The following is a 20,591-nucleotide window of genomic DNA, read 5'->3' on the forward strand; positions in this document are numbered from 1 at the left end:
TAGAATCCGCCGGGCCGCCCGGCCGTCTGATGAGGCTTTGTTTTCAGGCCGGCGAAATAACAAACTGCTGATCCTCCACTGAAACATTCGGCCAGTATTGATGCATGCGGATGGCAAAGCCGGCCTCCTTTCCATTGCTCAGAACAATTTGCCAGGGAATGGAAAAACCGTCAATCTGCCGGTAATCAGAGAGTTCTGCCGTATAGGCCGGATGGCGGCCATCATAGATGCTGACAGCGGAAACCGATGTGTGATCCGGGCTTAACGTGATCTTCTCGACCATGCCGCTCCAAAAACGGCGCAGAACCAGCTGGTCGCCGGCGGCGGCCTCTGTGCGGATCATATCCACCTCGCCATGGGCATACACCGGAAACCGGCCGGCCAGATAGTAAACCATCTCCTGGATGGTGACCGGCACATCAATCACCCGGTCCAGATTCGGATTGGCCAGCCGATGCTGCCGTACCTCCCGGGTATCCATTGAATAATAGGAAAAACATTCGCCATCATAGGCCAGTTTCATCAACGGACGTCCCACAGGGCCCAATATTTCCACGCGCAGGCGGCCGTCCATATCGCCTAGCCATGCGATCCGCGCGCTTTGTGACCCTGCGGCATTCCATATTCGTATGCTGCCGATGCCTTTGAATGTTTGAAGCGTCTGATTGCGGTGATATAGCCGGGCCAGCAGGCGTTCGTCGCGGGTTGCGCCTTCCCTGACATCCGGTTTGATCCGGGGCTGACATGCGGCAATCAGCAAAAGTACCACCGCCAGGCAAACAAGGCCGCATCGCTTCATCCCCGCTATAACCCGCTTCGTTTCAGGGCTTCGATTTTTCCTTCAAGAGAGGCCGCATTTTCCGCGTTTTTTTCAAGCGCCTTTTCGTAGGCGTCAAGAGCCCTCTGCGGCTTGCCGAGCTTGTCATACACATCGCCCAGATGTTCGAGCAAAATCGGGTCATCCCCAATCAACTGAACGGCTTTTTCAATGTATTCAATGGCTTTTTCATAATCCCCCCGCTGATAATACACCCATCCCAGGCTGTCGATGATATAGCCGTTCTCCGGTTTCTGCTCAAGGGCCTTACGGATCATGGCTTCGGCTTCTTCAAGATGGATACCCTGATCCGCATAGGTATAGCCCAGATAATTGAGCGCATCCGCATGCTCCGGATCCTGCTCAATCACCTTTTTCATCTGCTCAATGGCCGCATCGGTCTGCCCCTTTTTGTCATAGATCACGCCCAGTTCAAAATGGAGCTCTGTATTATCCGGATCCATCTCGATGCCCTTTTGAATCAGGGTCTCCGCCGCATCCAGTTCCCCTTTTTCCTTGTAAAAAGAACTCAGATAGGGAATAATTTCGGCCTTTCCTTCTTTGTCCACGGCATCCAGCGCGTTTTTGAGTATGCTGATGGCCCGGTCCAGATCCTCCTGCTGGTAGGCGATGATCCCCCGATGAATCGCGGCATTAAGGTAGAACTGCGACTTCCGGGGCACGGCCTCAAACGCCGCCACGGCTTCATCCACCGCATCCAGATTGTAATGCACAATCCCGGCTGCGTAATGCAGGCCGGGGTTATTCGGGGCGCTTGAAAGCATGCCCTGGAGCACAGTTAAGGCCTCATCGTATCTTTCCTTAAGCACCAGCCGCTGAATCACCGTGCGGATGACACTGGCATCATCAATACTTCGGCGCCCGAGGTCGGCCAGGATCTCGTCTGCCGCCTGGGTTCGAAACCGGGTGTAATAGGCCAGACTCAGTTCAATGGCTGCCGCCACATTATCCGGATCATTCGCCAGAATATCCTCATAGACGGAGATGGCCTTATCCTCCATATTCCGGGCCTTATAGAGCTTGACCAGCTCCCAGCGCGGCTGATTCAATGAAGGGGCCAGCGAAATGGTTTTTTTGAATGCGGACGCCGCCGCCTCAAAATTGTTTTGGCTGGCGTGAATTTTTCCCAAATGGAAATGCCCGACATAATCCTCGGGAAAAATATCCACCATTTTTTTGAACACCTCCCGGGCCTGATCCAGCTGGCCCTGATCCATATACAGTTTGCCCAGAATTTTATAGACTTGCTGGCGCTCGGGGTCAATGGACAGGACCCTTTCATAGATCGGAATAATTTCAGCATCCGCATCAAGGGTCTGTAAAATGGAGGCCTTCATGATCAGAAAATCCGGGGATTCCGGCTCCGCAGCCAGAATGTTTTCAACCATTTCAAGGGCTTTTTCATAGTTCTGCTTGTGCAGATGCAGAACCACAAGCTCCTTTTTAAGAAAAAGGGCGTCCGGATCGTCGCTAATAGCGGCTTCCATATACGCTATGGCCTTATCCACACGCCCCTTATTTTTTTGGAGCTGAGCCTCCAAGAAATAATAGTAGCTGTTTCCCGGCGCGCCCGGCTCTGCGTCGGATTTCTCCGGCGGCGCACTTTCCCGGGTCTGCTTGTGAGGGGATTCTTTTTTTTGTTCAGGCGCTTTGGCCGCACAGCCCGAAAATATCAGTACGGCTGGTATCAGCAGCCCCATCAGCCAACGAACCGGCCATTGCTTGATTGCATCCATTTGCGTTTCCATTGCGTATCTGCGATAGCGGCCAGCCGCCGCGGATCTATTCATAGAGTTCAAAATCAGGGATTTCCCGTTCAAAAAAGGTACGCATCTTTTTGACAATATTTTTCTCCAGCTGCCGCACCCGCTCTCTGGAAATATTGTACTTATCGCCGATGTCCTGAAGCGTCTGAGGGGTATCGGTAAAGATGCGCTTATCAAATATCTCGATTTCCCGCTCGGTCAACTGCTGACGAAACTCGGCCACTTTTTCCTGAAGCAGGCCCTCGACCTCTTTTTTGGCCATCTGGTCTTCGACCGAGGCCTCAGGTGAACTGAAAAACTGGCCCCGCTCGGTATCAGAATCATCCTTTAACGGCTCATCCAGGGATACATCCCACCCGTCCAGGCGCTGGTCCATTTGGGTAATCTCCTGCTCCGAGACCCCGAGCCGGTCTGAAAGCAGCTTGGGCTGCGGCACGAATCCCTGGTCAATCAGATTCTGCTTCTCCTTCTTTAACTTGAAAAAAAGCTTCCGCTGCCCCTGGGTGGTGCCGATCTTGACCAGCCGCCAATTATCCATAATAAACTTCAGGATATAGGCCTTGATCCAGAATGAGGCGTAATAAGAAAATTTGACATTTTTGTAAGGATCAAATTTCTGCACCGCATGCATCAGACCGATATTGCCTTCCTGAATTAAATCCAGAAGATTCTGCATCCAGACCCGCTGAAATTCCAGCGCAATTTTAACCACCAGCCGCAGGTTGGCGGTGGCTAAGGTATAGGCAGCCTCCTTATCCGCGTTTTCGCGGATGCGCTTGCCGAGCTCAATCTCTTCCTCCCGGGTTAGAAGCCGGTAATGATTGATTTCCGATAGATAGCGCTGCAGGGGATCATATTTAACCAGGCTTTTATCCGGCTCAACCGTCTCGGTTTTCTCTTCCGCCTTTTTCCGCTGGATATCGGTTTCCTCCAAGACCCCTTCCAGGGTTTCGGCAACCGCTTTATCATTTTTCTGCTTTTTTGAGGATTTCTCTTTATTGTTTGGCATAATTATACTTTTAAATCGTATGCTGCCGTCATGCAAACCCAAACAGGGCTATAAGACCGGCAGGCGGCGTTGGCTGCGTTTTTGATATGGACAAAAATGGTAGCGAATGTTAATATTAATTTTTTAATCATGCGCCTGTAGCTCAGCTGGATAGAGCAACGGACTTCTAATCCGTAGGCCAGGGGTTCGAATCCCTTCAGGCGCGCCAGAAAAATTAAGGGTTTTCTCAAAACCCGGGAAAACCCTTTTTTAATTTTAGGACCCGGCCTGATCACTAACCGCATGCAATCCCCGCGTTTACGGCCAGACCATTATTTTCCCGGCACATGCAGAATCTATTAAAATTCTAATGTAGCATCAAACCGGGGATAATTCAAATGCTGTATAAAAGATCATCTATGATGGATTTGATTAAGATGCCGAAGGCTTATTAACCGGAAATTTACGGTTTTTGGCGTGGATCAGGGTCCAGTATCCGAACAGATTCACCGGCGTGACATCCATCACGTCCAGCGCATTTTCGGCGATAAACCGCTGTTTGGAAAACCGGGGACGAAAGCCCAGGACCTTTTGAAGGGGCGTTAACATGGTCTCAAACAGGCTGGGAAAAAAATGATTATTGCTGAAATGGTTTAAAATAAAAAGATCCCCGTCCGGCTTGCAGACGCGCTTTATCTCATCCATCATTAATTGGGGGTCGGGCACAACAGTGGCCACATACATGGCTGAAATCTTATCAAAATAATTATCCGGAAAGCAAATTTTTTGGGCATCCATGATGGAGAGGCAAATATTTGACAAACAGGCCTTCGCGATGTTTTCGCGGGCAACCCCCAGCATATCCGGAGAGATATCAATACCGTACACCTGGACATCCTCAGGATAATAGGTTAGCGCCAGCCCCGTGCCGATACCAACCTCCAGAACCCTGTCCCCGCTGCAGCAACCCATCTTTGCCACCGCCGTTTTCCGGCCCTGCTCAAAAATGCGGCCGAAAATTTTATCATAGCTTCCCGCATACCGTTTATAGGTATTTATTATTGATGATTCATCCATCGAAAACCTCTGCAAAATCCGCTCCATTGATTTTAACTGCTTATAAAAAGTTAATTAGCTTAGGACAAGTGGAAAAGATGAGTCAATGCTTTATTTCATATTCTAATTTAATCGACGGAAGAACCTCACGCAATCAGAAATGCTGGCCTTTTTCCGCATGCCCGGCACCATCCGCCATTTGCCGGCCTATGATGGGAATTGACAAACCCCGTGCCAATGGATTAAAAATTTATCATCTTTTACCTAAATTGAGCGTTTCAGATTGCTAAAATCTGAAACGCTCAATTTAGGTTTTAGCTGTTTGGCCATGCCGGCACCGAAACCGGCGGACATACGTATATTTTAATTTTCAACCATTTCAGGGAGGCCCTATATGTCCTACAACACGATCATTTATGAAGAACAAAACGGTGTCGCCACCATTACCATCAACCGGCCGAAATCCTTAAACGCCCTTAACTCGGAAGTTTTACATGAGCTCACGCCTTTGCTGGAGAGCATCGCCCAAAAGGAAGAAATCCGGGTGTTAATTATCACCGGGGCCGGCGAGAAGGCATTTGTAGCAGGTGCGGACATTTCAGAACTGGCTGAGTTAAACGCCCTTCAGGGGAAATATTTTGTTAAAACCGGCCATGAATGCATGGCCAAACTGCAGAACCTGCCAATCCCTGTGATTGCAGCGGTAAACGGGTTTGCGCTGGGCGGCGGGCTTGAACTGGCAATTGCCTGCGATTTTATCTATGCCTCGGAAAACGCCAAATTCGGGCTTCCGGAAATCACCCTGGGCCTCATTCCCGGCTTCGGCGGCACCCAGCGACTGGCCAGGATTGTGGGCAAAAATATCGCCAAAGAGATGATCTTTACCGGAAAACCCATTTCTGCCAAAGAGGCCCGGGATCTGGGCATTGTAAACAAAATTCTCGCCCATGAAGATCTGATGACGGAAACCCGAAAAACCGCGGAAAGCATATCCGCCAAAGGCAGGGTCTCGCTCAATGCCGCCAAGGAAGCAGTTAATCGCGGGGTGGAAGTGGATCTGCTCACCGGCTGCAGCATCGAAATCGACGCGTTCGGGCTTTGCATGGCCAGCGAGGATGCCCGGGAGGGCACGAGCGCGTTTCTTGAAAAGCGAAAACCCAATTTTAAAGGAAATTTGAAGGGATAAGCGTTTTTTTGCTTGACAGCGGTATTCGCATTGGCTAAAAAATACAAGATTTTTCAATAATTTCCATCACAAAAGGAAAACAGCGGAAAAATGCATCGACATTGCGGACCTTTTGCTGGGTTTGGGAACTATTTCTTTTTTCACTAGTCTTCCCATGGACCAGCAATCAAGCCATTAAGCAGACCGGATTTGCATAAAGACCATGGGGAGACGCCGCAAGGATCCCCATGGGTTTATTTTCAAGGCTGTGGGGGTAAAAAAACTCCGCGGCCTTTTTTATTTTAAGCCCGGCATACCGGATGGCCCGTATCCGGCGGCCCCGGCCGACACTGGATTGAACTTGCCGGCATTCGCATCATGCGTCAACTTGTCAATGCTGTAACACAACAGGAGGGTTCAGGATGATTTTCGACATCGAATATGAAACCATGCCCCGGGAGGCACTTGAGTCCATCCAGCTCAGACGGCTTCAGACCACCTTATCCAGGGTTTATGCCACCGTTCCGTTTTATCGGAAAAAGTTTGACGAAGCCGGCGTACTGCCCGGTGATATGAAATCCCTGGACGATCTTAAACGACTGCCGTTTACGGTCAAGCAGGACCTTCGCGATAATTATCCCTTTGGCATGTTTGCCGTGCCCATGGAAAATGTGGTCCGGATCCATGCCTCCTCCGGCACCACCGGAAAACCCACGGTGGTGGGCTACACCGCCCGCGACATTAATACCTGGGCAGAACTCATTGCCCGCTCCCTCGCCTCCGCCGGTGCCTCCCGGGGGATATCATTCACAACGCTTATGGATACGGGCTTTTCACCGGCGGGCTGGGCTTTCACTACGGCGCGGAAAAACTGGGCGCCTCCGTGATACCGGTGTCCGGCGGCAACACCAAACGCCAGGTTATTATCATGAAAGATTTCGGTCCCACCATCCTTACCGCCACCCCGTCCTATGCCCTGCACCTGGCCGAAGCCGCTGAAGAAGAAGGGGTTTCCTTTCGGGATCTTAAATTTAAAAGCGGCATTTTCGGCGCTGAGCCCTGGTCCGAGGATATGCGCCATGAAATTGAAAACAAGCTGGGGCTAAAGGCCATTGATGTCTATGGATTAAGTGAAATCATCGGCCCCGGGGTCTCCATTGAGTGCCGGGAAGCCCAGAACGGTTTGCACCTTTTCGAAGATCATTTTATCCCTGAAATCATCGACCCCGAAACCGGGGAGGTGCTCCCCTATGGGGAAACCGGAGAGCTGGTGATCACATCCCTTACCAAAGAAGCCTTTCCGGTAATCCGCTACCGTACCCGCGATATTACCTCCCTTAATCCGGAACCCTGCATCTGCGGCCGCACCCATATACGCATGAACAAGGTTTCCGGCCGAACCGACGATATGCTGATTATCCGGGGCGTAAACGTATTTCCGTCCCAGATCGAAAGCGTGCTCATGCAGATTGAAGGCGTAGAACCCCATTATCAGTTGATTGTGGATCGAAAGGACAATCTGGACATTCTCACGGTTCGGGTCGAAGTCAGCAAAGAGGCGTTTTCCGATGAAGTGAAAGGCCTCCAGCAGTTTGCCGAAAACATTGAAAAAGAGATCAAGGAATACTTGGGCATATCCGCCCAGATCCGGCTCGCAGAGCCCAAATCCATTGAGCGCAGCCAGGGCAAAGCCGCCCGTGTCATCGACAACCGAAAATTATAGCCATACCATGAACGTCCTTGAACGTCCTTAATAAGGAGGGAGCCATGAAAGCCGAACAAATATCCATTTTTCTGGAAAACAAGGCCGGCCGCCTGTCCGAGGTCACGGAGACACTGGCTGAGGCCGGGGTCAACATCCGGGCCCTGTCCCTGGCGGACACCACGGATTTCGGGGTCTTGAGGCTGATTGTGGACGACAACCAAAAGGCGGAAGAGGCACTAAAATCCGCCGGTTTTACGGTCCGCATCACGCATGTGGCGGCCGTCGAAGTTGATGACCGGCCGGGCGGTCTCCATTTTATTCTCAATGTCCTGACTGAGGCCAATATCAATGTGGAATATATGTATGCATTTGTAGCCCAAAGCGGAGACAAGGCCATCATGGTTTTCCGGTTTGACCAGCTGGAAGAGGCCATCTCCATGCTTGAAAAAAATAATGTCACCGTCATCAGCGGCAGCAAGCTCTATACCCTGTAAACGGCATGCCGGTATGATCCCTGACCGCAAATCTGCGGATCACGCCGGCAGGTTTTCAAAACAATGGATAAAGACCCGTCAATTAACTAAACTAAACAAGGAGGTTCCGTCATGTTATCAAACAAGCCCCGCATTCTATCCCGGATTCCGGCTTTAATTGCCGTCATATGTCTAATTCTGGCCGGCTCCGCATTTAATGCCGCTGCCGAAAAGGTTTACAAAATCGGCGGCATCTTCTCTGTCACCGGCCCGGCCTCTTTTTTGGGGGATCCGGAAAAAAAATCCATGGAGATGGCGGTTGAACAGATCAACCAAAACGGCGGCATTAACGGCCATAAGCTTGAAGCGGTGATCTATGACACGGAGGGGGACCCCTCAAAAACGGTCATGAGTGTCAGCAAACTGATCAACAAAGACCGGGTCATCGCCATTATCGGCCCCAGCCGCACCCCCACCACCCTGGCCGTGGTTCCGATGGTCCAGAAGTCCGAGCTTCCGCTGATCAGCTGTGCGGCGGGCAATAAAATTGTGGAACCGGTCAAACCATGGGTGTTTAAAACCGCCCAAAGCGACATCCTGGCGGTTGCGTCGATCTATCAGCACATGAAAAAACAGGGATACGAAACTTTAGGCATCATCACGGTTGACAATGCATTCGGCGAAAGCGGCAAGGAACAGCTCCTGGCCCAGGCACCGGAATTCGGAATGCAGGTGGTGCGTTCTGAGACATTCGGCGGCAAGGACTCGGACATGACCGCCCAGTTGACCAAAATCCGAAAGGAAAAACCGGATGCCATCATATGCTGGGGCACCAACCCGGGACCGGCAGTGGTGGCCAAAAACCTTGAACAGCTTGACATTGATATCCCCCTGTACCAGAGCCATGGCGTGGCCTCCCCCAAATTCATTGAACTGGCCGGCAGTGCGGCCGAAGATATTCTGCTGCCCACCGGTAAAATCCTGGTGGCTGACCTGCTGCCCGAAAGTGATCCCCAGAAAGAGGCGCTGAACCGGTATATCAATGCGTATGAAAGCCAATACAAGGGCTCGGTTTCCGGCTTCGGCGGCTATGCCTATGACGCCGTTCACCTTCTGGCCAAAGCACTTGACGGCACCGGCGGGGACCGGGACCAAATCCGGCAGAACCTGGAAAACATAGACGGCCATGTCGGTGTGAGCGGGGTGTTTAATTTCAGCAAGACCGATCACAACGGCCTGTCCCCGGATGCCTTTGTCATGGTCCGGATCCAAAACGGCAAGTGGCAGCTGGTGAAATAGAAACCCTTGACCCGGCCCGGAGGCTTACCTCCGGGCCTTTAATTGATAAGACTTCGCATGCAGGAAATTCTCCAGTACTTATTTTCAGGCATTACCAGCGGCGCCATCTATGCGGTCATCGCCGTGGGATTTTCCATGCTTTACAATTCCACGGAACTGATCAATTTCGCCCACGGCGAATTCGTTATGCTGGGGGCGCTCAGCATGGTCACCCTAAGCGGCCCGCTGCAGCTGCCGCTGATCCCGGCATTTCTGATTTCGGTTATCGGTGTAGCCTGTCTGGGCATGCTCTTTGAGCGGCTGGCCATCCGAACGGTTCGGCATCCCAACCCCATCGTGTTAATCATTATCACGGTGGGGGCATCCATATTTCTAAAGGGCGTAGGGATGCTTATCTGGGGAAAAGATGCGCATACGATCCCTTCGTTTACGGATCATCCGCCGCTTGATATCGCGGGCGCCAAGCTGCTGTCCCAGAGCATATGGATCGTGTTGATCGTACTCTTAATGGCCGCCGGCCTGCATCTGTTTTATAAAAAAACCTTGACCGGAAAAGCCATGGAAGCCTGCGCCATCAGCAAAAAAGCGGCCTGGCTGGTGGGGATTCCGTCCAAATTCATGACGCTTCTGGCTTTCGGCTTAAGCACGGGCATGGGGGCGGTCGCCGGGGTGATTATCGCGCCGATCACCATGTCCAGCTATGACATGGGCACCCTGCTTGGTTTAAAAGGATTCTGTGCGGCCATGCTGGGCGGGCTCGGCAGCCTCTGGGGCTCGATCATCGGCGGGCTTCTGCTGGGCATTCTGGAATCTTTGGGGGTCGGCCTGGTCTCCTCCGGCCTAAAGGACGCCACCGCATTTCTGCTCCTTTTGCTGATCCTTTATGTCCGGCCGGGCGGCATTATCAGTTCGGCCAATGTGGAAAGATTTTAACTTATGACATCCGTGACACCCATGAGCCCGAATTGCCATGAATAATCGCGCCGCCTGGTTCCGAATTGCTTACACGGCCATGGCCGGTATCGTGATCCTGACCGGCATGCTGGTCAGCAATGCCTATCATCTGCAGCTGTTAACCTTCATCGGCATTAACACCCTGCTGGCTTTGGGGCTGAATATGCTGATGGGCTATGCCGGCCAGATTTCTCTGGGCCATGCCGCCTTCTATGGGATTGGCGCCTATACCACGGCTATATTGACCGTCCACTACAGCCTCTCCCCCTGGCTGGCGCTGCCTGCGGCCATTCTCATCGCCATGGCGGTGGCCTGTATCGTGGGCGTGCCCACCCTCAAGCTCTCCGGCTATTATTTGGGGATGGGCACCCTTGGCTTTGGCATGATTGTGCACATCCTGTTCCGGGAATGGAGCAGCATGACCGGCGGGGCTTCCGGCTTTATCGGCATTCCGCCGCTTGAACTGGGCCCAATCTCCTTTTCTTCCGGACGGAATTATTTTTACCTGGTCTGGGCGCTGGTGCTGCTTAGCATCATTATCTGTCAGCGGATTATCGACTCCCGTATCGGCAGGGGTTTGCGGGCGATTCACGACGGGGAAAAGGCCGCCCTGGCCGTGGGGGTCAATACCAGCAGCCTAAAACTTCAGGTATTCGTATTAAGCGCGGCACTAAGCGCGCTTGCCGGCTTTTTGTACGCCCACCTGGTCTACTTTATCAGCCCGGGCACCTTTGATTTCATCACTTCAATCCGGATGGTGACCATGGTGGTAATCGGCGGCATGGCCAGCATCTGGGGCGCTTTGCTGGGGGCCTCGCTGCTTACGCTTTTGCCTGAATGGCTGCATTCCTTTTCCGAATTTGAAATGGTGGTCTATGGGCTGGTACTGATGACGGTGATGATTTTTCTGCCCCAGGGCTTGACCCGTGGTTTAATGGATCTCTATGAGCGATCAAAACGAAAACAAACCTGATAATCCGCCGCTGCTTTCGGTAGAAGGGGTGTCCAAGGCTTTCGGCGGCGTGCAGGCGGTCCGGAATGTCAGTTTTTCCCTTGCCCCCGGCACCATCACCGGTCTGATCGGCCCGAACGGGGCCGGCAAGACCACGCTGTTTAATCTGATCACCAGCGTTTTTCCGGCAAACAGCGGAAAAATTGCCTTTGACGGCACAGCCGTTCATAAACTGCGGATAAATGATCTGGTCCGCCGGGGCATTGCCCGGACCTTTCAGAATGTGGAACTTTTTGAAAGCATGACCGTCCTTGAAAATATCCTCGTCGGCCAGCATACCCGGATGCGCTGCGGTATGTGGGGAAGCATTTTCCGCTTTCCCCGGGTGCGCCGGGAGGAGCGGCAGGCCCGCGAAAATGCCATGGCGCTGCTATCGTTTGTGGGCATTGATGCATACGCAAATCAGAAAAGCAGCGATCTGCCTTTCGGCTGGCAGCGGCTGCTCGAACTGGCCCGCGCCCTTGCGGCTCAGCCCAAACTGTTGCTGCTCGATGAGCCGGCGGCCGGCTTAAACATCACGGAGACCGCCCAGCTTGGGAAACTCATCCAAAAAATTCGGGAACAAGGCATCACCATCCTGCTGGTGGAGCATGATATGAGCCTGACCATGTCGGTTTCGGATAAAATCATCGTGCTTGACCAGGGAGAAAAGATCGCCGAGGGGCTTCCCCGGGAGGTACAGGATAATGAGGCCGTCATCAAAGCCTATCTGGGCACAACAAAAAACTGATTTAGATATGAATCGGATGAAGTAGCTCTTATGCTGCGCATACGAAACCTGAAATGCTACTACGGCCGAATTATGGCGATTAAGGGCGTAAGCCTGTCGGTTGCCAAAGGCCGCATCATTACCCTGATCGGCGCCAACGGGGCGGGCAAAAGCACCATCCTGTCAGCGATCTGCGGCCTGCTAAACACCTGGGAGGGGGAAATCTATTTTGAAGATACGCCATTGAAAGGGCTGGACCCGCCGCGTGTGGTCAAACTGGGGATCAGCCTGGTGCCGGAGGGCCGGCTCATCTTCCCGCCGCTTTCGGTGATGGACAATCTGAAGCTGGGCGCCTATACCCTGTACCGCAAAAACCAGGGACAGGCCGCCGCAGACACCCTTGAGCATGTCATGTCCCTCTTCCCCATTCTAAGCGAGAGGGCCAGGCAGCCGGCCGGCACCCTATCCGGCGGGGAGCAGCAGATGCTCGCCATTGGCCGCGCCCTTATGGCAAGGCCCCGGCTGCTTCTGCTGGATGAGCCTTCCATGGGACTGGCCCCGCAGATTGTGGAAAAAATTTTTCAAATCCTGGAACTTCTGCGAAGCGAGGGCTACACGATTCTTCTCGTCGAGCAGAATGCCCGGGCCGCCCTTCAGGTGGCGGACCGGGGCTATGTCTTTGAGACCGGCGCGGTGGTGCTTCAGGGCAAGGCTTCGGAACTTTTGGAAGACCAGGATGTCAAGCGCGCTTTTCTGGGAAAAGATTATGGAGACTTTTATGAAGAACGCCAATGATATCGACCTTATGACGGTGGATGAAAAGAACCAGCTACAGCTTGAACGCCTGCAAAGTACAATCAATCGGGCCTTTCGCCATGTCAACTTCCACCGGAAGCGGTTTGCCGAAGCCGGGACAGAACCTTCTAAAATTCAATCCATCCAGGATATTGCCCGGCTGCCGTTTATGCGGCGAAAACATTTGAGCGAACATTACCCCTATGATCTTTTTGCCGTCCCCCTTCGCGATATCGTCCGCATCCATACCGCCCCCGGCACCACCCACAATCCCACGGTGAGCGGCTATACCCTCCAGGATCTCCATACCTGGCAGGAGATTCTTGCCCGCGGTTTAAAAGCGGCCGGGGTAACGCCCCATGATATTCTGCAGATCACCCTCACCCCGGGGCTTGCCAACTGGGGCCGGGACTACAAAAGCGGGGCCGAGGCAATAGAAGCCAGCGTCATCCCGAACATCCCGCTGTCCATTGAAAAAAAGGTCATGGTGCTGAGGGACTATAAAACCTCGGTGCTGGTCACCACACCCGCACTGGCCATGGAACTGGCCGCCTATATCCAGCAGCAGCATATCAACACCAACGCTTTCGAACTGACCACTCTGATTCTGGCCGGTGACCTGATTTCCCCGGAACACCGCCGCTTTATTGAAGAAACCCTTCACGCCGAGACCTGGCTCCATTACGGATTAAGCGAGGTGCCGGGCCCGGCCATCGCGTTTGAATGTGAGGTCCATGACGGCCTTCACGTAAATGAGGACCATTTTCTGGCAGAGATCGTTGATCCGGATACCGGCGCGCCCCTGCCTGAAGGGGAAACGGGGGAACTGGTGCTCACGACCCTGACCACCCGCGCTTTTCCGTTGATCCGCTTTCGCACCGGCGATAAAGCGAGCTTCTACCAGACCGCCTGCGCCTGCGGGCGCTCGCTTAAACGCATCAACTGGCACCCGGGCCGTACCGATGAGATTATGAATATCGACGGCGTAAATGTGCACGGCCAGCTAGTGCTCGCCAATCTGGAAAAAACCATCGGCCCCATGCCCGCCGCTGTTCGCTTTTTTGTGCAGCAGGCAGAAGAAAAAAAATATCTTGAAATCTGGATGCCGGTATCCGCGGAGATCTTCTCGGATGAAATCAAGGAGCTTGAAAAACTGATACATCGCGCAGAAAACAAGCTTCGGGAGAATTTAGGAGTGCCCGTACATATCCGGCTTAAGGAAAAAGCGGAATAATTACTGCTTCACGGTTTCAAAGGAAACCACCTCAACCTCCAACCCATCAGGCAGTTTCTGCGGCTCTTTCCCGCTTTGATCCATCAAAAAGGTGATCCCGCGGAAACTGAAATCCTCTTCATCGCCCACCGCCAGATAGCTGATGGTATCTTTCTGCTCGGCTGTTTTCTCGTAATCGGAGACAAACCATTTGCCATTTACGAGGACTTCGCCGCAGGACTTGCAGAATCCGGTAACCACAACCTTCTTGACATCCACATCCCCGACGTTCTCCACCGTCCCCTTGGCATCAATAACCCACGAATGATCCGTATCCTGACGAATATTGAACTCTTCCTCGGTGACAATGACTTTCCCCTGTTTTTTCTCACCGCAGGATACAATCATCAGACTTGCCATCAGCAGACAAAGCCCAAAGATTGACAGGCGGGCAAAAGTCCTCATATACATCTCCTCTCCTTTCGTCGGGTTAGCTATATGCAGATAGTGAATTGGATAGCAGAATTTGGTAAATTAATCAAACATGATAACTCAAAAGGTGTCAATAAAAATTTATATGTCCCGAAGGCTATGATTGCTGTATTCAAATCCGACCTTAAAAGATTATTCCTTTCATGGTGGCCCCTCCCCGCCAGATAAAATTTTTACTCATTGATAATAAGGCAGATTATTCAGGCGCTGTTTAGATTTTTTCTTGCTTCCCTGGCGACATTCAGATAGGAATAAGATTATTAGCAAAAGACCTTGATCGAAAATGAGATATGGACGCATGCCTTAAAGGGGGAGCCCATGAAAAAACCCATCACCCTTCTTCTCTTCGCACTGAGCTTTATTTTATGTGCATTTACCAGCGCTTTCTGCCAGACGGAAAACCTGGTACTTAACCCGGGATTTGAGCAAAGGGGTGATGACACCCTTGCGGCCGGATGGCAGACCAAGGTCTACCGGGGCACGAACGTCGAATTTGCGCTGGATGAAAAAACCCGTCACAGCGGCGATCTGGCTTTCAAGACGCAGTTTACTGGAAAAGGCGGCAGCGCCATGCTCTATCCCAAAGATAAAATTGACCGGGTCACACCCGGACAGACATACAAAATCACCCTGTGGATGAAAGCCCAGGACCTTGGCTACAGCCCCAATTTCATTGCACCGGCGGTGCGCTTTAATTTCCGGCCCACCCGGATCAGGCCGGTGCCCACCATCGATTTGATGGCTGAAATGAAAGGGGCGACGGAATGGCAGGAGCTTTCCCTGACCAGCCAGGCCCCTGCGGATGCGGAAGAAATTTTAATGCAGATCCTGCTGACCAAAGGCACCATATGGATTGATGATGTCGCGATTACCCCGGTTGCCGGTGAGTAATCCAACTGCCGGCGGTTACGGACATTCCGGCTCCAGGAGGTTGTCCCGCAGTTGATCCAGGGTTTCCGGTGAAAGCCCGCCTTTCTTCTGCAGATAGGCGGCTGCCGAACCGAATTGGGCGTGCAAAGCATCCAGAAAAAGCGTGATGCCCTCGCGCGGCGCGGTCAAATAGGGCAGCAGTATTTCCGGATCAACCCCGTGGGCCGCCAGCATCTGATTGATTTTGGGCAGCCAATCGGCGAGGTAATGATTGGATAGCTGGTGATCCCGAATCACCGTTTCCTCAGACACGCCCAAAGCCAGCAATATCAGAGCGGTACATACCCCGGTCCGGTCCTTTCCGCCGGTACAGTGGAACACGGTGGCCCCGTCGGAAGTCTCCGCGATATGCCGGATCACCCGGCCCCAGGTTTCGCCGTGCAAAGAAAGACTCCCCAGATACCCATTTCTCATGTAATCCGGGGTAAGCCACGAAGTATCCCCGGCTTTAAGGCGCTTAACCGCCTGCACAAAATCGAATTTGCCATGGCTCACCGGCAGATTTCGGTATGCCGCCGGCGGCTCGGCGGGCAGCCGGCTTGGAGCATCTGCGGCCTCTGCAGCCGTGCGGAAATCAAATACATGGCCGATCCCCAGGCGACCCAGAACGGCCAAATCCGCTTCCGTTAAGCGGGATAGCCCGTCGGAGCGGAACACCCGGCCCCACCGAACCATCCGGCCGTCTGCGGTCTCGTAGCCGCCGATATCCCTGAAATTCACCGCCCCTTCTAAGGGAATCCGCCGCTCGGCCAAAATCGCGCAGCTTTCATCCCTGGCCACGATTTTAAAAAAGGGGCGGATGATGGTATCCGGCAAAACAAAGACATGCCGGGACGCCGAAATCTGCTCCGGATCTCCTGCATTCTGCCACTGATCATCCGGATCAGCCCCGTCCCGGACATAAACCGCCGGCGGCGGCGTATTGCCTTCGGGCCAAAGGATTTCAACGGTTTGGGCATCGCGTCGATGAATTACGGCTTCGGTAAATCTCAGGGCTTGGGTCATGGGCTTCTCATCTGATCTGCTTGCGATTTAACCCGCAGTGCGGGCGATTTGCCTCAAACCCTATCACCGTGGTAAATTTATAGACAAGTATTTTCGGTATGCTTATAAAATAAGATAGCATCCGCCGTAGAAATGAAAAAAACCTTAAATTGAGGCTTGAAATTGAGAAACCGCCGATTCGGATCTGCTTCGCACCCCTGGGATGTGAGCCCGGCCCGGGCCGTTGAAATTCAGCACGAACTGCGGGATTAGGCCATGGCTGAGACCCCGCAATCCAAAACCAGTGGCTTTTATACCCCCGCCCGGCTCGGCCCCATCCTGTTTCTGGCCCTGCTGTTTTTTCTATCCTTTATCGCCCGGGTGGTTTTATCTCCGCTTATGCCCGCCATTGAAACGGAGCTGCATATCTCCCACAGCCAGGCCGGTGCCCTGTTTCTTTTCATGTCCGTGGGCTATTTCATCGCCCTGCTTGGCTCAGGGTTTCTATCTGCCCGGATTACCCACAAATATTCAATCGTCGTATCCACGACCGTTGTCGGGGTGGCGCTATTGGTGATTGCCGCCAGCCGGGATCTGCTGGCCCTTCGGGCGGCCATATTTTTTCTCGGCATGGCCGCGGGGCTGTATCTGCCCTCGGGCATGACCACGCTTACGGATATGGTGGATTCCAGGGACTGGGGAAAAGCGGTCTCAATCCATGAAATTGCCCCCAATCTGGGATTTGTTGCCGCCCCGATTGTCGCCGAAATTCTCATGCTGTGGTTTTCATGGCGGGTGGTGCCCACGGTGATCGGATTTGCCGCCATCTGCATCGGCCTCTTGTTCGCCCGTATCGGCAGGTGGGGAAATTTTCCCGGTCAACCGCCGAGTCTCTCCGCAGTAAAATGTGTTTTCGCCAAAAAATCCTTCTGGATTATGGTAGTGCTTTTCGGCCTGGCCATCAGCAGCACCATGGGGGTCTATACCATGCTTCCGCTTTATCTGATAAAAGAAATCGGCATGAGCGGCGGACTCGCCAACTCCCTTATCTCCCTTTCCCGATTGGCCGGCATGGGAACGGCCCTTATCAGCGGCTGGGCGACTGACCGGTTCGGCGCGGCCCGAACCATCATGTGGGGCTTTCTATTAACCGGTATCACAACCATTCTGCTGGGCCTGGCCGCATCCAAAAGTACGGCCGCTGTCATGGTGTGTCTCCAGGCCGTACTGGCCACCATCTATTTCCCGGCCGGTTTTACGGCGCTTTCCAGCCTTTTTTCCGCAGACATCCGGAACGTGGCCATCTCCTTTACCATCCCGTTTGCCTTTGTCTTCGGAAGCGGCATTATTCCCTCAATGATCGGTTATACAGGGGATATGGGCGCTTTTTCCATCGGGTTTGCGATCACCGGTGCGCTGGTCCTTGCCGGCGCTGTGCTGCCCCTGTTTTTAAAATTAAAGCCCCAGCTCGTATGTTAAAAATGACTCAATTGACTAACCGGTTCATCAAATTATCGCTTTGGCTGGCGGGGGGCATCGCCCTCATTCTGGCGGTCCTGGCAGTTGCGGTCTGGACCCTTACCTTTCACCCCGAAGCCGTCCAGCCAGCGCCTGTTGTCTGCACCGGCCACCCCCAACCCCTTACCCCCGCTCAAACCGTTAAAATCCTTTCCTGGAACGTGCAATATATGGCGGGCAAAGGCTACTGGTTCTTCTACGAGGGCGGCACTGACACGGCACCGACCAAAGCCCATATCCGCCAGACCCTGGACCAAGCAGCCCGGGTAATTAAGGCGGAGGATCCGGATATCGTGCTTCTTCAGGAAATTGACGAGGCCGCCCGGCGCACCCATTATACCGACCAGCTGAAGCTGCTGCAAAAACACCTGCACCAACGCTACCCCTGCCGGACCGAGGCGTTTTACTGGAAATCCGGTTTCGTGCCGCATCCGGATATCTGGGGGCCGGTGGGGATGAAGCTGGTCATTTTGTCAAAATACCGAATTTCGAAAGCCACGCGGCATCAACTCCCGCTGATCCCGGAAAACTGGGTATCCCGTCAATTCAATCTCAAACGGACGCTGCTGGCGGCCCGGATTCCGTACAAGGACACCGAATTCGTCGTCATGAACACCCACCTATCTGCTTTTGCCCAGGGCACAGATACCATGGAGCGTCAGGTAGCCGAGGTCAAGTCGATCCTGGCCGGCCATACGAAGGCCGGCCGCCCCTGGGTCTCCGGCGGCGATTTCAACCTTTTGCCGCCGGGAAACGCCTACAGCGAGTTGACAGAACAACAAAAATCTGCCTACCGGCCGCAAACCGAAATCAAACCGCTTATTGAGGCATTTCATGTGATTCCGGACCCAAAAGATCTGAGTGGCCCCAACCGCCGCAATTGGTTTACCCATTTTCCCAATGATCCGGATATCAAGGCCCCGAATAAAACCATTGACTACATATTTTACGCGGATTCGCTAAAAAGAAAATCCGCCCATGTCCGGCAGGCGAATACCTGGACCATTTCCGACCATCTGCCGGTAGTGGCGGAATTTACGCTGCCGCGGGGTTCTAAGTAACTTCACGGTTTAAGGTCTTGGGTATTAGGTATTAGGTTAATTAAATCAATAATTTATGGTCGGCACGGTGGCCGACCCTACGATGGATCGGGTTTTTCCCCATTCGTAGGGCGGGCCACCGTGCCCGCCTGAAAAATAGATAGAACAAATTTATCGTGCCTTAGTGCCTTTAAAGTTATTTATACGCTCGGTCCCGGGCGCACGGCCCGGGGGGAATACTTCCAAGGAGATGCCCAGATGACAGACGAAAAAGTCTTAACCCATGCCGTGCAGCCGGCTGAGCTGCTCCAGCAGCTGATCCGTTTTGATACCACCAATCCGCCCGGAAATGAAAAGCCCTGCATCGAATTTATCGATCATCTGCTTCAGCAGGCAGGGATTGAAACGCAGATTCTGGCGCTTGATCCCGACCGGCCCAACCTGATCGCCCGCTACCCGGGTGAAGGCCATGCCCCGCCGCTTCTCATGTATGGACATGTGGATGTGGTCACAACCGAGAATCAGGAGTGGCAGCATCCGCCGTTTGAGGGGCGGCTCATTGACGGCTACCTATGGGGCCGGGGTGCCCTGGATATGAAGGGAGCGGTGGCCATGATGGTGGCAGCCCTTATTCGAACGGCATCGGCCAATATAAAACCGGCCGGGGATATTATCCTGGCGGTATTAAGCGATGAGGAGGCCGGCGGCAGGTACGGCGCCAAATTTTTAATTGAAGAGCACCCGGACGCCTTCGCCAATGTCAAATATGCCATCGGCGAGTTCGGCGGCGTGTCCATGTATATCGGCAAAAAGGCCTTCTACCCCATTCAGGTGGCGGAAAAACAGGCCTGCTGGATGACCGCCACCCTCAAAGGGCCGGCCGGACATGCCTCTATGCCCATCAGCGGCGGGGCCATGGCAAAGCTTGGGCGTCTTTTAACCCAACTGGACAGTATATCCATGCCCCCGCATATCACCCCCGTCACCCGCCAGATGATCCAGGCGATGGCCGCCCACCTGTCGCCACCGGCGAGTATGCTTCTAAAGCAGCTGTTAAACCCCGTGCTCACCGGCGGTATCCTCAAAATCCTGGGGGAAAGGGGGCGGCAGTTCAAGCCGCTTCTCTATAATACGGTCACCCCCACGGTGGTACGCGGTGGCAGTAAAATCAATGTCATCCCGGCTGAAATCGAACTCCAGCTCGACGGCCGACTGCTGCCCGGTTACACGCCGGCGGATATGCTGCGCGAACTCCGGCAGACCATTGATCCGCAAATCCCCATTGACATCCTGACCTATGATCCCACGGTTTCAGAGCCGGATATGACGTTTTTCCCGCGCTTAAAAAAAATCCTTAAGGAAATGGATCCGGCCGGCCATCCGATCCCATGATCCTGCCCGGCGTGACAGACGCCCGGTTTTTTGCGCGCCTGGGCATTCAAACCTACGGGTTTACCCCGATGAAACTCCCGCCGGACTTCAGTTTTTTCAGTACAGTCCATTCCGGAGATGAACGAATTCCGGCAGATGCGGTTGAATTCGGCACAAATGCGATATTAAGGCTGATTCAGACATATAATTACCCGTAAATGCGTGCTTTATAAGCTATTGACCATGGGGAGCGCCCAAATTTTTCCTTGACTAATTTGAGAAT

19 protein-coding genes, 1 tRNA gene and 1 pseudogene are annotated in these 20,591 nt (G+C 53.3%); 15 read left to right on the forward strand and 6 right to left on the reverse strand.

The features are described from left to right. Positions 1-43: 43 nt before the first annotated feature. From U5L07_03455 to U5L07_03465, 3 genes are read right to left on the reverse strand one after another with little or no spacing between them, the layout of a single operon-like run. Complete coding sequence (locus tag U5L07_03455; GenBank protein MDZ7830788.1) at positions 44-799, reverse strand: hypothetical protein; 756 nt, start codon at positions 797-799, stop codon at positions 44-46. A gap of 5 nt (positions 800-804) precedes the next feature. Continuing rightward, positions 805-2,574 (reverse strand): tetratricopeptide repeat protein, encoded by a 1,770-nt coding sequence (locus U5L07_03460; GenBank protein MDZ7830789.1) that lies wholly within the window; start codon positions 2,572-2,574, stop codon positions 805-807. A 46-nt stretch (positions 2,575-2,620) separates the two neighbouring features. Continuing rightward, the gene (locus tag U5L07_03465) at positions 2,621-3,613 is read right to left on the reverse strand and encodes an RNA polymerase factor sigma-32 (GenBank protein MDZ7830790.1); all 993 of its coding nucleotides are present in this window, start codon (positions 3,611-3,613) and stop codon (positions 2,621-2,623) included. A 131-nt stretch (positions 3,614-3,744) separates the two neighbouring features. On the opposite strand from U5L07_03465, the gene U5L07_03470 reads away from it, so the two are divergent. After that, a tRNA-Arg gene (locus U5L07_03470) sits at positions 3,745-3,821 on the forward strand. 203 nt (positions 3,822-4,024) lie between these two features. Here the strand turns inward: U5L07_03470 and U5L07_03475 are convergent. Further along, positions 4,025-4,669 (reverse strand): class I SAM-dependent methyltransferase, encoded by a 645-nt coding sequence (locus tag U5L07_03475; protein ID MDZ7830791.1) that lies wholly within the window; start codon positions 4,667-4,669, stop codon positions 4,025-4,027. Between the two features lie 373 nt (positions 4,670-5,042). On the opposite strand from U5L07_03475, the gene U5L07_03480 reads away from it, so the two are divergent. The 9 genes and pseudogenes from U5L07_03480 (at position 5,043) to U5L07_03520 (ending at position 13,994) form a co-directional block, all read left to right on the forward strand. Next, positions 5,043-5,834 carry an enoyl-CoA hydratase-related protein gene (locus U5L07_03480; protein MDZ7830792.1) on the forward strand — a complete coding sequence of 264 codons (792 nt, stop codon included), beginning with the start codon at positions 5,043-5,045 and terminating at the stop codon, positions 5,832-5,834. A 401-nt stretch (positions 5,835-6,235) separates the two neighbouring features. Continuing rightward, a pseudogene (locus tag U5L07_03485) lies at positions 6,236-7,536 on the forward strand (phenylacetate--CoA ligase). A gap of 44 nt (positions 7,537-7,580) precedes the next feature. Then, complete coding sequence (locus U5L07_03490; GenBank protein MDZ7830793.1) at positions 7,581-8,012, forward strand: ACT domain-containing protein; 432 nt, start codon at positions 7,581-7,583, stop codon at positions 8,010-8,012. Between the two features lie 111 nt (positions 8,013-8,123). Continuing rightward, the gene (locus tag U5L07_03495) at positions 8,124-9,290 is read left to right on the forward strand and encodes an ABC transporter substrate-binding protein (protein MDZ7830794.1); all 1,167 of its coding nucleotides are present in this window, start codon (positions 8,124-8,126) and stop codon (positions 9,288-9,290) included. 57 nt (positions 9,291-9,347) lie between these two features. Beyond that, positions 9,348-10,223 carry a branched-chain amino acid ABC transporter permease gene (locus U5L07_03500; protein MDZ7830795.1) on the forward strand — a complete coding sequence of 292 codons (876 nt, stop codon included), beginning with the start codon at positions 9,348-9,350 and terminating at the stop codon, positions 10,221-10,223. 37 nt (positions 10,224-10,260) lie between these two features. Next, positions 10,261-11,217 carry a branched-chain amino acid ABC transporter permease gene (locus U5L07_03505; protein MDZ7830796.1) on the forward strand — a complete coding sequence of 319 codons (957 nt, stop codon included), beginning with the start codon at positions 10,261-10,263 and terminating at the stop codon, positions 11,215-11,217. Continuing rightward, entirely contained in the window at positions 11,189-11,986 is a 798-nt protein-coding gene (locus U5L07_03510) for an ABC transporter ATP-binding protein (GenBank protein MDZ7830797.1), read from the forward strand. Before U5L07_03505 ends, U5L07_03510 begins: the two co-directional genes overlap by 29 nt. 30 nt (positions 11,987-12,016) lie before the next feature. Next, a complete protein-coding gene (locus U5L07_03515; GenBank protein ID MDZ7830798.1) occupies positions 12,017-12,760 on the forward strand; it encodes an ABC transporter ATP-binding protein in 744 nt (247 codons plus the stop codon). After that, the gene (locus U5L07_03520) at positions 12,744-13,994 is read left to right on the forward strand and encodes an AMP-binding protein (GenBank protein ID MDZ7830799.1); all 1,251 of its coding nucleotides are present in this window, start codon (positions 12,744-12,746) and stop codon (positions 13,992-13,994) included. Before U5L07_03515 ends, U5L07_03520 begins: the two co-directional genes overlap by 17 nt. Here U5L07_03520 and U5L07_03525 read toward each other — a convergent pair whose 3' ends face one another. Next, positions 13,995-14,438 (reverse strand): hypothetical protein, encoded by a 444-nt coding sequence (locus U5L07_03525; GenBank protein MDZ7830800.1) that lies wholly within the window; start codon positions 14,436-14,438, stop codon positions 13,995-13,997. Between the two features lie 345 nt (positions 14,439-14,783). Here U5L07_03525 and U5L07_03530 point away from each other — a divergent pair, with 345 nt between their 5' ends. Next, a complete protein-coding gene (locus U5L07_03530) occupies positions 14,784-15,356 on the forward strand; it encodes a hypothetical protein (protein MDZ7830801.1) in 573 nt (190 codons plus the stop codon). A gap of 15 nt (positions 15,357-15,371) precedes the next feature. Here U5L07_03530 and U5L07_03535 read toward each other — a convergent pair whose 3' ends face one another. Further along, positions 15,372-16,400 carry a tyrosine-protein phosphatase gene (locus tag U5L07_03535; protein MDZ7830802.1) on the reverse strand — a complete coding sequence of 343 codons (1,029 nt, stop codon included), beginning with the start codon at positions 16,398-16,400 and terminating at the stop codon, positions 15,372-15,374. 255 nt (positions 16,401-16,655) lie between these two features. Here U5L07_03535 and U5L07_03540 point away from each other — a divergent pair, with 255 nt between their 5' ends. From U5L07_03540 to U5L07_03555, 4 genes are all read left to right on the forward strand, one after another. Beyond that, the gene (locus U5L07_03540; protein ID MDZ7830803.1) at positions 16,656-17,858 is read left to right on the forward strand and encodes an MFS transporter; all 1,203 of its coding nucleotides are present in this window, start codon (positions 16,656-16,658) and stop codon (positions 17,856-17,858) included. A 2-nt stretch (positions 17,859-17,860) separates the two neighbouring features. Next, complete coding sequence (locus U5L07_03545; protein MDZ7830804.1) at positions 17,861-18,958, forward strand: endonuclease/exonuclease/phosphatase family protein; 1,098 nt, start codon at positions 17,861-17,863, stop codon at positions 18,956-18,958. A 237-nt stretch (positions 18,959-19,195) separates the two neighbouring features. Then, the gene (locus U5L07_03550; GenBank protein MDZ7830805.1) at positions 19,196-20,329 is read left to right on the forward strand and encodes a M20/M25/M40 family metallo-hydrolase; all 1,134 of its coding nucleotides are present in this window, start codon (positions 19,196-19,198) and stop codon (positions 20,327-20,329) included. Beyond that, a complete protein-coding gene (locus U5L07_03555; protein MDZ7830806.1) occupies positions 20,326-20,526 on the forward strand; it encodes a hypothetical protein in 201 nt (66 codons plus the stop codon). The genes U5L07_03550 and U5L07_03555 overlap by 4 nt, the downstream gene beginning before the upstream one ends. Positions 20,527-20,591 lie beyond the last annotated feature (65 nt).

The organism is Desulfobacterales bacterium (assembly GCA_034520365.1).
Taxonomy (GTDB): Bacteria; Desulfobacterota; Desulfobacteria; order Desulfobacterales; family Desulfosalsimonadaceae; genus M55B175.